The following is a 12817-nucleotide window of genomic DNA, read 5'->3' as shown; positions in this document are numbered from 1 at the left end:
CACATTGTTGACCTAAAACACAAGACGCAAAGGAATGATAATGCGCGCCGCTAAGACCTTATGCTGTATCCTTACGCTTACTTTGCCACTCATTGCAAGCAATGTCAGTATTGCAAAAGAATCATCAATTTATAGTCATGCTGCCACCTCTCAACCTGTGTGGGCAAAACACGGCATGGTTTCAAGTCAAGAAGCACTCGCGACTCAAGCTGGCGTCGCCATTCTAGAACAAGGTGGCAATGCAGTTGACGCTGCGGTTGCGGTTGGTTTTACCTTAGCCGTCACCCTACCAAGAGCCGGTAACTTAGGTGGCGGTGGGTTCATGCTGGTTCACCTAGCCAAAGAGCAAAAAACCATTGCCATTGATTATCGAGAAAAAGCCCCGAGTGCTGCCCACAAAGATATCTTTTTAGATGAAAAAGGCAATGTTAACAGCGACTGGAGCCGCAGCCATGGCTTAGCTGTAGGGGTGCCTGGCACGGTAATGGGCATGGAGTTGGCACTCGAAAAATACGGCACAATGTCGATGAAACAGGTTATCGCTACGGCAATAGAACTGGCTGAAAAAGGCATTAGTGTCACCCCAGATCTTGCCACCTCACTGGCAGGGCTGAAACGACGTATTGGCCGCTGGCCAAGCTCTGCAGCAATATTTTATCATCCAGATGGTCGCAGCTATGATATTGGCGAAACATTAGTGCAGAAAGATTTAGCCAAGTCACTGAGCCTAATTAGTGAACATGGCAGCAAAGGATTTTATCAGGGCGCGACAGCCGAAAAGCTAATCGCAGCCATTTCCGCTGCAGGCGGTAATATGACCTTAGCCGATTTAGCCAACTACCATGTGGTTGAAAGAGAGCCTGTGGTTGGCGAATACCGCGGCTATCAGGTGGTGTCGATGCCACCGCCCTCATCGGGTGGTGTGCATGTTATCGAAATGCTCAACATGCTTGAACCCTACCCAATAGATAAGCTTGGCCACAATACCGCTGACACCTTGCACTTAATGACTGAAGCGATGAAGCGTGCTTATGCCGATCGCAGTGAATATTTGGGCGATCCTGATTTTGTATCGGTGCCGGTCGACAAAATTATCGATAAGGCATACGCCAAATCTCGTGCATCTGATATCACCATCAACAAGGCGACCCCCAGTAGCGAGATAAAACCTGGCAACCTAAACCCGTACGAAAGCGACCAAACAACACACTACTCTGTCGTTGATAAGTGGGGTAATGCAGTTTCCAATACCTATACACTTAACTTCAGTTACGGCTCAGGTCTGGTAGCAGAAGGCACAGGGATATTACTTAACAATGAGATGGATGACTTTTCAGCAAAACCCGGTGTACCTAACGGTTATGGGCTAATTGGTGGCGAAGCCAATGCTGTCTCGGGTAATAAAAGACCGCTAAGCTCGATGACCCCCACCATTGTGATGAAAGATAACAAACCCTTTATCGTGACGGGTAGCCCAGGCGGTTCTCGAATCATTACTACTACGCTACAGATCATTATGAATGTGATTGACCATGATTTGAATATTGCAGAAGCCACCCAAGCGGCGCGTATTCATCATCAATGGCTACCGGACGTGATCCGCGCCGAGCGCAGTTTAAATCGAGACACCATCTCCTTGCTTGAACAAAAAGGCCATAAAGTTAAAGTTAAAAATGCTATTGGCTCTACCCAGTCAATTATGGTCACAGAGGACGGGATCTATGGTGCATCAGATCCCCGCAGAGCCGGCAGCCTAACAGCCGGACACTAACTCAACTGTTGTATTAATAACCGTATCGCAGTCTGCTTAGCAAAAGTTGACTGCTTTACGGTTATTAACTTGCTAACAAACTAGTTTGAATCCATTTTAAGCCACAAGGCGGCATTAAAGACGAGCAGAAAGCTTGAGTGCTGGATTATCCTCGATATTTCTTATATCAACATTGCTTAAATCATCGAATAAAACCTCATAACCGGTCGAGTAAATGGCCAAAAACAACCCAACCGAAACATTTGTTACAAACAAATGGGCTATTTATTGGATTTAACACCCCTAGACATGTTAAATAACATCCTTTAACTGCGACAACAAAAGTATTAACGCCGGTTTAAGCTAACTGACGTATAACGAGATCTGGATCACCTTTTTTAATACCAATTAATCTTGGCGAGATTAGACAAATACCTTGTCGACACAACACACGAGCAACAATTCGGGGATAACATAATGAAGGGATTAACCCTCAAACCAATCGTAACAGCCATGGCGCTCACCTTTGCCTTAGGTGCATGTAGCAATACTGATAACCAACAAGCTACCGATAACGCTAACCAAGCGCCCAATGTGGTTGCACAGCAAATCATTGAAAACAACGCTAGCAACCCATTCTTTAAGCCCTATGACACGCCATACGGCATCCCTGATTTTGACAAGATAAAGACTGAACACTACCTGCCCGCATTCAAAGCCGGTGTTGCTCAGCAAAAAGCTGAAATTGCAGCCATCGTAAACAACCCTGATGCACCGACATTTGCTAACACTATTGAAGCAATGGAATTTAGCGGTGATCTTGTCCATCGTGTCAGTAGCGTGTTTTATAACTTAACCAGTGCCGACACCAATAAAGATTTGCAAAAACTATCTAAAGAAGTGTCGCCAATGCTTAGCGCCGCATCTGATGATATTCGTCTTAACGACAAACTATTCCAACGTGTAAAAGCGGTGTATGCGCAAAAAGATTCGCTTAACCTCAATCATTCAGAAGCTAAGTTGCTTGAAGATGCCTATAAAGGGTTCACCCGCGGCGGTGCTAACCTAAGCGAAGCAGATAAAACCAAGCTACGCGGCTTAAACGAGCAAATTGGTAAACTAAGCTTAGAATTTGGTGACAACCTACTGGCAGAAACCAACGCATTTGAATTGGTGATCGATAATCAAGCCGATTTAGCCGGCCTGCCGCAAGATGTGATTGCCACTGCCGCTCAAACCGCGACCAAGCGTGGCCACGAAGGCAAGTGGGTATTTACCACCTCTCGCCCTTCTATTACGCCGTTTTTGACCTATGCCGATAACCGCGACCTACGTGAAATTATCTACAAAGGATACATTGAGCGTGCCAATAACGATAACGCCAATGACAACAAGAAGATTCTTGCCAAAATGGCGGCATTACGCGCAGAGCGTGCCCAGCTAATCGGCTACAAAACCCATGCACACCTTGTACTTGAAGAGCGTACGGCTAAAACACCAGAAAATGTGTATGAATTGCTAAACAAAGTATGGCCAGCAGCACTAAATCAAGCTGAAGCCGAAGTCGCTGAAATGCAAAAGCTGATAGACAGCGAAGGCGGCAACTTCAAGCTAGCCGCGTGGGACTGGTGGTACTATTCAGATAAAATTCGAGTAGCTAAGTATGACTTTAACGAGCAACAAACTCGCCCATACTTCTCGCTAGAAAGTACCTTAAAAGGGGTGTACTACACCGCTAACCGCCTGTTTGGAATTACCGTAAAAGAGCGCACCGATCTACCAACATACAACGATGAAGTCCGTACTTGGGAAGTGTATGACAAAGATGGCTCACTTATGGCTATCTTCCTTGGCGATTACTATGTACGCGACAGTAAGCGTGGCGGCGCATGGATGAACTCTTACCGTCAGCAGTACAACATGAATGGTGTAGACTCTATGCCTATCATCGTTAACGTACTTAACTACCCACGCCCTGCTGCAGGTGAGCCTTCATTATTGACGTTCGACGAAGCCAGTACCTTGTTCCATGAGTTTGGCCATGCGCTACACGGTATCCTGTCTGACGTTAAATACCGCTCACAAGCTGGTACCTCTGTGCCACGTGACTATGTAGAGTTTCCATCACAAGTGATGGAAAACTGGATGACTCAGCCTGAAGTGTTGGCGCAGTTTGCTAAGCACTACAAAACTGGCGAAGTGATCCCACAAGAACTCGTCGAAAAAATTCAAGCGGCCAGCAAGTTCAACCAAGGCTTTGCGACGGTTGAGTACATGGCAGCAACTAAACTTGATTTAGACTGGCATACACTGACTGATTTTACACCAAAAGATGCAGCGAAATTTGAAGCAGACAGCTTAAAGAAAATGGGGCTAATTGAAGAGATTGCACCTCGTTACCGTAGCACCTACTTTGCGCACATCTTCTCTGGTGGATATTCAGCGGGTTATTACAGCTACCTATGGTCAGATATCCTAGGTGCTGATGCTTTTGAAGCCTTTAAAGAGAACGGCATCTTCGATAAGAAAACTGCAGATGCTTTCAGAGATAACATCTTATCTCAAGGTGGCAGTGACGATCCGATGAAACTGTACAAACAGTTCCGCGGAAAAGAAGCGGGTATTGAGCCTTTACTGCGCAGTCGTGGACTGCTGTAACAGCAAAAGCCTACTGCGCTAATTAACCCATTAGTTTAAAAAGCATGGCCTGAGGCCATGCTTTTTTTTGCCTATAGCATAAACGGTATTGACGTGCTTGTTCAGCTAACCCTGCCCTTGTTCATCTACCATTATATTTTCACTGCGGCGCATATATAAACAGTCTTCAATCGGCAATGGCTCTGGGCATGACCACACTTCAAACCCAAGCTGCTGATAAGATTTCAATGCGGCCTTGTTGTACGCCAATACAAACAACGACGATGTTTGACAACCCGGTAAAATATCCGTGTTGGCCAGCGCAACTTTTACCAATTGATCGACCAACAAATGGCTAAACTTTTCACCATTTTTTCGTTTACCACGAAAGTTAGGGGCAACAATTAAGCGTGATAAATGGATGCAATGCCAGCGCGGGTACCACTGACCAAACGCCACCAGTTCACCGTTATCCACCAGTGCATAAGACGCCATTTTACTTAACTGTAAATCGTCACTAAAACTTTGTTCATCATAGGGATAGCGAAAGCCAGGCCCTCCCCACTGATACAATGCTGCTTCATCATCAATCCATGACATCAACGTGGTTATGTGCTGCTGCTCAACGTCAACCAACTCCATAGTTAATCCCTATCCTTTAATACCAATCAGTATAAACATTTAGTCACTCAGCGAGAATTTAGCGGTTCTGAGGTAAGGTCCTTAAATGCTCCTGCATTAATGACATTCACCACATCCATGTGGTTTGCAACGAGTGAAGAGCATAGTTATTCTACGGTTAAGCTCGTTAACACAGTATCAGAATCGCTAAAACTCGCCATTCTGGCGCGTTTTAGGCTGCCTACTTCTGCGTTGAATAATTTCACAAGGGAACAACCATTGTTTCAATCATTCGCCTTGAATTAGTTTGCCCAAAGCGCGCTGAGTAGATCAAATTCTTATACTGATTGGTATAACTATAAATTCCCACCGATACAAGGGTTAGCAAAGGCTCACCATTGAAAGTGTGCCCCACAACGTTGCATTATCTTACTGAACCCAATTAAATAGGCGCTTCTCACTTAATGCTATTCGCGCTACAGTAACGAGCAAAGCCAATAGCATACATGCCTAATACTCCAATGAATTTACCTTTTTCTCAAGCCTGTGAAAACAATAAACAGCCAATATTTGAAAAGCTTAGCCAAATATTTAACCAGAGTGAGCATATATTGGAAATTGGTGCAGGGACGGGTCAGCATGGCGCTTATTTTGCTCAGCAGATGTTGCATCTAACTTGGCAATGCAGCGATCAACCCCATTACCTAGACGGGCTTAATTTACGCATCGCAGCCTCAAAATTAGCAAACCTGCCACTCGCAGTGGCTGCCGATGTCGCTAACCCCAATGAGCAGCTGTTACAGCAACGCTTTGATGGCATATACACTGCCAATACCTTGCACATAATGAATAAAGCCTTGGTGGCACGCTTCTTTGCGCTCGCAGAGCAATTGATAAAACCTAATGGGTCTTTGTGCATTTACGGGCCATTTAATTACCATGGCCAATATAGCAGCGATAGCAATCGCGACTTTGACCAATGGTTGCTAGCGCGAGATCCTAACAGTGCTATTCGCGACATTGAATGGGTCGTCCAATTAGCCACCACACACGGTTTTGTTATGCAGCAAGACCATGCCATGCCCGCCAACAATCGTTTACTGCACTTCAACGCAATAGCATCAGCGGCGCAGTAAGCGTTTAAACTTTAAAACCGGCAATATGCTTAGCCAGTTGCTGTGCATCATTGGCCAAGCGTTGGCCTAACTCGCTGGCGCCTTGGGCAGTATTTAGCGCCGCTTGGGCATCACTATCAATCGCGCGAGTTTTACTGCTCATTTCAGCGGCTGCGAGGCGTTGCTCGCTCACAGCTGTACGAATTTCGTCGGTAATACTGACAATCTGACTCACACTGCTGGTTAATCCACTGATGCTTTCACTAACCGCACTGGCTTGCACGACGCCTTGCTCAGCTTGTTTATCACCGTTGTCCATGGCCACAACCGCTTCATTTGCCCCCGCTTGAACAGACTCAATCATAGTTTGAATCTCTGATGTTGAACTTTGGGTGCGGCTGGCCAAAGTACGAACTTCATCTGCCACAACCGCAAAGCCGCGTCCCGCTTCACCAGCTCTGGCCGCTTCAATGGCCGCATTGAGTGCTAACAGGTTAGTTTGCTCAGCAATAGAGCGAATGACATCGACCACCTTACCAATCTCTAGGCTGTGATCAGCAAGACGGTGGATCACTTGTGCGCCACGGCTAACTTCAGTTGCAATATCATTAATACCGGTTACGGTTTGTGTAATCACTTGCTGGCCGTCAAGCACGTTAGCATGAGCGCTGTCGGTGATGGTTGCCGCCTGTTGCGTACTGCCTTCAACCAGCTCAACTGAACTGACAACTTGTTCAATGGCTATCGATACATCTTGGGTTTGTAGTCGCTGTGCTTTTAGGGTGTCGGCCACTTCATCGGTGACATTATTAACCGCATTACTGGCATCGAGCACCTCTTCACTCAGCAGTTTAACTTCGGTAATAAGTGCTTTAACACTGGCTTGCATGGTGTTAAAAGCCGTCGCTATTGCAGCAAACTCATCCCGCCCAGCTACCGTTACTGGCTCGGTAAGATTACCCTCTGCCATCGCGGCCATCGCCGTTTTAATCTGGCTAACATTGTTGGCAATGGCATAATAAAAGGTCCATAAAAAATACACGCTGGTAGTCACCACTAAAGCCAACATCACCAGTAACAGCCACATCATGCCCTTTTGCTCAACAACTCGCTCAGCAAGGTTGCTAGACAACTGCTCTGCCACTAACTGCAATGCCGCTTGCTGTTGGGTCGCGACAACGCGGTTTTGACTAGCAAAGCTGCTAAGCGTGACTTGTGGGCTATCAGGATTGATGATCTGCTGCTCTACCAAGTTACTTAAACTGGCTGTTTGTTGCTGCATGAGTGTTAGCTCATCAAGTAACGATGATAAACCGGCGACCTGCAGCTGAGATAATCTTTGCACGGTTTTCTGGCTAAGCGTGAGTAACTCTAAGGTGCGATTGTTCAGAGCCACAACTTGAGTGTAGTTAGTGGGGTTAAACCCGTTTTGCAAAATATCAACGACGGTGCTGGCTAAGCGAGACTGATAGTCACGCAATAACGGGTACTGCTTAACGTACAATTGCGCCAGGTAGGAACCATCGGGCTGCTTATCTAACGTTAAACCACTTTGAGCGCCAATATCTTCTTTAATTTCAACCAAACGGTCTGCAAGGGATTCGACTACAGCATCAGCCTGGCGCGATGATTTCACCACGCTGATTAAACTGTCATTGTGTAAGCTCATTTGCTGGCGCTCGGTAGCCGAGCTGTAATGCCCTTGACCACGTTGTTGGTCAACAAAACGGGTAAAAGTATTGGCTTCAAATGACTGGGATTGGCGTGCTTGAATTAACCATTGATCATATTGGGCGACATCCATGAGCATCTGCATGCCAGTACGCTCACTTTCGACCGCGTTTACCTGCTGATATTGCAAATTGGCTAAATAAATCGCGCCGAAACACAACGGGGTTAAAGTGACGAGTGCTAGCACCACAAATTTGTGTTTAAACGTGAGGCGATTTCCTAGGGATATCCCTATCGCAAGTATTGGGTTTGTCATCTATCGCAGTATCCTTTCTCAACATGCCGATAACATAGACCTGCAAAACGCGATAGATATTTCTTTTTATTTAAAATTAATTCACTCTGTGGCCGCTAAAGACGCTTAGTCGCCAGTTTGAACGCTGCTGTCGCGCTCAAACTGGCCACAATGTACTGGCTCAGTAACCAAGCTCTACTAGGGGTTGCGACAACAAATTAAAAGTGGCTTTCATCGAACTCTGTCAGTAACTGGCTGCTGGCTTCAACCTGTTTACGCAAACTGCGGGTCTGCACTGCCCAGTAATGCATGTAAAACTTAGCACCACGCAATTTATTTTCATAAAAAGCCTTGTCACCTTGGCCACTGGCAATAGCATCAAGAGACACCACCGCCATCCTGCTCCACATCCATGCGAGCGCTGTGATACCAAATATTTGCATATAAGGCATAGATGCAGCGCCTATGATATCTGGGTTTTTCTGTGCATTCGCCACAATGAAATGGGTGGCTTTTTCTAAGTCAGTCGAGGCATCCATCAATGCCACGATATACTCTTTCATCGCCTCATTGCCCATGTGCTCAGCTAAAAATGGCTTTAATTGATCAGACCATAACGTCAGCGCAGCGCCGCCGTCAGCCAATAACTTACGCCCAACTAAATCAAGCGCCTGTACACCATTAGTACCTTCATAAATCATTGCAATACGGCTATCTCGGACAAACTGCTCCATGCCCCACTCATGAATATAACCATGGCCACCAAAGACTTGCTGAGCATCAACACAGGCTTTAAAGCCTTGATCAGTGACAAAACCTTTGGCAACGGGTGTAAACAAGGCTGCCAACTTAGCAGCATTGGTTGCCTGCGCGGCGTCTTGATGACGATGGGATTCATCTATCCACAGCGCTTGTTGACCTAAAAGGGCTCTTGCGCCTTCATTGAAGGTTTTTTGGGCCATTAGCATACGTCTTACATCGCCATGTACCAAAATGGAATCGGCGGCTTTATCCGGCGATTTCACTCCGCTTAATCCGCGGCCTTGAATACGCTCTTTGGCGTACTCAAGCGCATTCTGATAAGCGATTTCAGAAACACCTAACCCTTGAACGGCAACCCCTAGACGCGCTTCATTCATCATAGTGAACATGGCCCGCAACCCTTGGTGGGGCTCGCCAATCAATTCGCCTAAGGCGCCATCAAACACCATCACACAAGTAGAGTTACCATGAATGCCCATTTTATGCTCTAGCGCCGCGGTTTGTACGCCATTTTGCGCCCCTAAACTGCCATCATCATCGACCAAGAACTTAGGTACTGCAAACAAGGAGATGCCTTTTACACCCGCGGGGGCATCAGGCAGTCTGGCCAACACCAAATGCACAATGTTTTCAGCTAAGTCATGATCGCCCGATGAAATGAAAATTTTCTCACCACTGATTGTGTAAGTATCATCGCCCACCTCTTGTGCTTTGGTGCGCAATAACGCCAAGTCTGTGCCAGCGTGAGATTCGGTCAAGTTCATGGTGCCTGTCCACTCGCCGCTCACCAGTTTTTCTAAATATTTGTTTTTTAACTGGTCGCTGCCATGGGCATGAATCGCCGCATAGGCACCGTGGGTCAAACCCGGATACATGGCGAATGCCATGTTAGTTGAAGTATTCATTTCTGTGGCGAACACCCCAACCACCTCAGGTAATCCTTGACCACCAAAGTCGGGGTCACTGGTGAGGGTCGCCCAGCCATTATCAACATATTGCTGATAGGCATCTTTAAATCCATCGGGGGTGATCACTTTGCCATCAACTAGCTTGCAGCCTTGTATATCGCCAACACCGTTAAGCGGTAACATGACTTCAGTAGTAAAATCTGCCACACCTTGCAAAATGGCATCAACGAGTTCGCTGTCCACTTCGTCAAAACCTGCAAGTTCAGTTTTATTGTTAATTGTTAATAATTCATTAAGAATAAATTGATAGTCTCTTAGCGGTGCTTGGTATGTCGGCATTCCCCACTCCTTTGTTATTATGTTGCAACGACAATGACTGACTTCTTTGGTCAGTGCTCTGACCACTGTACCCAAGTATGAGTAAAAACACAGCAATTATGTTGCTTTGTTTAGTTTTTAGAACAAGCTTAACCAAAAATCAGCACAACAAGCCCTTATTTATTGGGGAAAAAATCAGTAAGCTTGATGAATGATTATTCCGCCTTCGGGCCTGTATTTAGGAATGAGGAGCACCACATGGGTTCAGTTACGACAAAGAAGCACGCCAATGGATTGGAGTATGTCGATGTTGATACGTCATTGTGCAAAGCACGCATTTTTCTTCAAGGTGCACAAATAGACTTTTTTCAACCCGCGGGTAAAAAGCCGCTACTTTGGGTGTCTGATGCCGATGACTACCAACCAGGAAGTGGTATTCGTGGTGGTATTCCTGTGTGCTGGCCGTGGTTTGGCATGAGCGATACCCCTGACTGGCCGCAACATGGTTTTGCTCGTACCCGTTTATGGGCGCTTGAGTCGGTAAAAATGAACAATCAAGCCGTGGATCTGCGTTTTACGTTGGCAATCAGTGAAGCCGATAAACTTTATTGGCCGCATAATACCCAAGTTGAATTATTATTCAGTCTCACCGACACCCTTAAAGTGACATTGAAAAACACCAACCATGCGGATTATCCGGTGAGTTTTACTCAAGCGTTGCACACCTATTTCCCTATCGGCGATATCAGCCAACTTAAAGCCGCAGGCTTTAGTGATTCACAGTATATTGAATTTGGCGACGGCCCCTATAAACAGCCAAGCGACGAAGTGATTTTTGATCGTGAAACGGACCGTGTGTACACCCAGTTATCACCGCTGCAAACTCTGCACACTGCCGATGGTGTCATTGAAGTCGGCCGTGAAAATAGCCAGTCAGCAGTACTGTGGAACCCGTGGATTGAAAAGTCGCAACGATTATCACGATTTAATAGCGATGATTATAAAACCATGGTGTGTCTAGAGGCCGCGAATGTATTGGAAGATAAAGTGACCTTAGCGCCTGGCGACAGCCATGAATTAACCACAACCATAGCGTGGCAGTAAGCTAAATAATCTTATTAGCGCTACAGGCAAATAAGCAGTAGCGCTATCATTTACGCCCATCCAAAAGTTTATATTGTTTATTTACCAATACTATTTCCTTTGACCCTAGCAGTTGATTTACACTCAATACACTCACTCTTTTGGCAGCGACAACTTTCCTATCCGCGATGAATAAACGGCGCCTAGCAGCAATCTTTGTGCTGCTTTGTATCATTGTTATCAGTTCAGCTGCAGTGCTGACGCAATATTACGAAACTTTAACTCGTGATATCGCCAATCGATTCCTGCGCCCTTACCACACACAAATCGACCAGGTTAGTTTCTCGCTCTCTAGCCCACATCACTGGCATATTGAGCAGATATCGCTAACGGTTAACGGCACTAAAATTCACGCCAACGGTATAGACATAGTGAGAAAGCCCGCTAGCCCTTGGTTTAGCCTGACCACCGAAATGATTGATTACCTTGCGGTGCAATCATTAACCGTCGATCTCAGTGCAAGCTTGCTCAATAACAAAACCAATCAGATTGACCAGCAAGGTCCATCTGCAGCGTTAGATGTCAGCCAGTTACCGCAAGTGGTGCTGGGTAATATCAGCCTAACCTTGCCCGGTGCACTGCACAGCACTGTTGACATAGACTACTTAACCTTTGATGAGCAGGCTAACCTGCGACTGGCGGCCAATTATAATCAGCAGCTGCTTGCTCAGATTGATGTGTCGCTGGCACCAAAGCGCTGGCAACTGGACTCGACGATAGATCTGCAGTCGCTGCAAAAGTTAACCACCACCCTAGGTAAGATAGCAGGCGCTGAGCAACCACAATCTCGACTGCACTCTCTGCACCAGTTCAGTCAATTGCCATTAGTGTTAAACGGCAGTCTGCATAGCCAAGCGACGCTTTCACTAAACAATGCCCAGCTAACATCTCGCCATCAGATAACGCCATTTGAATGGCTCTGGCAAGGTGATTACAGCGCTGAGCTACGTGCTTTTAACGCTAGCCAACCGCGACAGCCAGGGCTCGACTTTACTATCAACGGCGCAGTGAATCAGCTGATACTGACACTCGATACCTCGCATTATGCGCTGCAGTTGCCATTGGCCAGTGTCGAGCAATTGGCACAAGATAACTTTACGCCTCATTTGCAGTCGCTAATAGCACAATGGAGTACCAAGCCCAATCAAATTGCACCGCCCCATTCAGCAGTCAATCACGGCGTGACACCGAGTACTAACCAAACAGAACCCACAGCAACGTTGACACTCGACAGCACCCCAATCGCGATCGATTTAGCCAATCTACAGTTAGCACCGGTGACACTAAACGCCAACTTGTCCTTGCCGCAACTGCATAGCCAATTGCAAATGAGTAGCGAACAATCAATACCTTTACGTGCTGATTTGGCAGCCAGTAACCAACCACTACCATTTGACTGGCAACTATCGTTACACACAGGTCCATTTGCGCTCGCTTCTGCGCCAAGCCAAACTCAAACCCATCATTTGCAGCACAACAGTGCAGACAAACACGCTAACGACAAGGATAAGGATAAGGATAAGGATAAGGATAAGGATAAGGATAAGGATAAGGATAAGGATAAGGATAAGGATAAGGATAAGGATAAGGATAAGGA

Annotated in this window: 8 protein-coding genes; 5 read left to right on the top strand and 3 right to left on the bottom strand. The window is 46.4% G+C overall.

What is annotated here, in order from left to right:
• The first annotated feature begins 40 nt into the window (after nucleotides 1-40).
• Nucleotides 41-1771, top strand: coding sequence for a gamma-glutamyltransferase (ggt, locus tag L865_RS0117255; RefSeq protein ID WP_028774389.1), 1731 nt, complete (start codon nucleotides 41-43; stop codon nucleotides 1769-1771).
• Nucleotides 1772-2227: 456 nt separating this feature from the next.
• Nucleotides 2228-4408, top strand: a complete 2181-nt coding sequence (locus L865_RS0117250) for a M3 family metallopeptidase (protein WP_028774388.1) — start codon at nucleotides 2228-2230, stop codon at nucleotides 4406-4408.
• Nucleotides 4409-4513: 105 nt separating this feature from the next.
• On the opposite strand, the gene L865_RS24105 is transcribed toward L865_RS0117250, so the two are convergent.
• Complete coding sequence (locus L865_RS24105) at nucleotides 4514-5029, bottom strand: GNAT family N-acetyltransferase (protein WP_051484675.1); 516 nt, start codon at nucleotides 5027-5029, stop codon at nucleotides 4514-4516.
• Between the two features lie 485 nt (nucleotides 5030-5514).
• Between L865_RS24105 and L865_RS0117240 the strand changes: the two genes are divergently transcribed.
• Nucleotides 5515-6144 carry a DUF938 domain-containing protein gene (locus L865_RS0117240; protein ID WP_037471462.1) on the top strand — a complete coding sequence of 210 codons (630 nt, stop codon included), beginning with the start codon at nucleotides 5515-5517 and terminating at the stop codon, nucleotides 6142-6144.
• Nucleotides 6145-6148: 4 nt separating this feature from the next.
• Here the strand turns inward: L865_RS0117240 and L865_RS24635 are convergent, their stop codons facing one another.
• Nucleotides 6149-8110: a methyl-accepting chemotaxis protein gene (locus L865_RS24635; protein WP_084632574.1), complete on the bottom strand. Its 1962-nt coding sequence runs from the start codon at nucleotides 8108-8110 to the stop codon at nucleotides 6149-6151.
• A gap of 197 nt (nucleotides 8111-8307) precedes the next feature.
• Nucleotides 8308-10098, bottom strand: coding sequence for an acyl-CoA dehydrogenase C-terminal domain-containing protein (locus L865_RS0117230; protein WP_028774385.1), 1791 nt, complete (start codon nucleotides 10096-10098; stop codon nucleotides 8308-8310).
• 237 nt (nucleotides 10099-10335) lie between these two features.
• Here L865_RS0117230 and L865_RS0117225 point away from each other — a divergent pair, with 237 nt between their 5' ends.
• Both L865_RS0117225 and L865_RS25920 read left to right on the top strand, forming a co-directional pair.
• Nucleotides 10336-11181, top strand: a complete 846-nt coding sequence (locus tag L865_RS0117225) for a D-hexose-6-phosphate mutarotase (RefSeq protein ID WP_028774384.1) — start codon at nucleotides 10336-10338, stop codon at nucleotides 11179-11181.
• Nucleotides 11182-11378: 197 nt separating this feature from the next.
• On the top strand, nucleotides 11379-12817 hold a 1439-nt coding region (locus L865_RS25920; protein ID WP_245608460.1), incomplete at its 3' end, for a translocation/assembly module TamB domain-containing protein.

Origin of the sequence: Shewanella waksmanii ATCC BAA-643 (genome assembly GCF_000518805.1) — a bacterium.
In the GTDB taxonomy this organism is placed as follows: Bacteria; Pseudomonadota; Gammaproteobacteria; order Enterobacterales; family Shewanellaceae; genus Shewanella; species Shewanella waksmanii.
The sequence above is the reverse complement of the archived record's forward strand: the minus strand, read 5'-3'. Positions and strand labels throughout refer to the sequence as shown.

What these genes read in the sequence shown, in the direction of transcription:
- L865_RS0117230 (WP_028774385.1), bottom strand. Translation starts at nt 10,098, where the DNA reads ATGCCGACATACCAAGCACCGCTAAGAGACTATCAATTTATTCTTAAT.
- L865_RS24635 (WP_084632574.1), bottom strand. Translation starts at nt 8,110, where the DNA reads ATGACAAACCCAATACTTGCGATAGGGATATCCCTAGGAAATCGCCTC.
- L865_RS0117225 (WP_028774384.1), top strand. Translation starts at nt 10,336, where the DNA reads ATGGGTTCAGTTACGACAAAGAAGCACGCCAATGGATTGGAGTATGTC.
- L865_RS24105 (WP_051484675.1), bottom strand. Translation starts at nt 5,029, where the DNA reads ATGGAGTTGGTTGACGTTGAGCAGCAGCACATAACCACGTTGATGTCA.
- L865_RS0117240 (WP_037471462.1), top strand. Translation starts at nt 5,515, where the DNA reads ATGCCTAATACTCCAATGAATTTACCTTTTTCTCAAGCCTGTGAAAAC.
- L865_RS0117250 (WP_028774388.1), top strand. Translation starts at nt 2,228, where the DNA reads ATGAAGGGATTAACCCTCAAACCAATCGTAACAGCCATGGCGCTCACC.
- ggt (WP_028774389.1), top strand. Translation starts at nt 41, where the DNA reads ATGCGCGCCGCTAAGACCTTATGCTGTATCCTTACGCTTACTTTGCCA.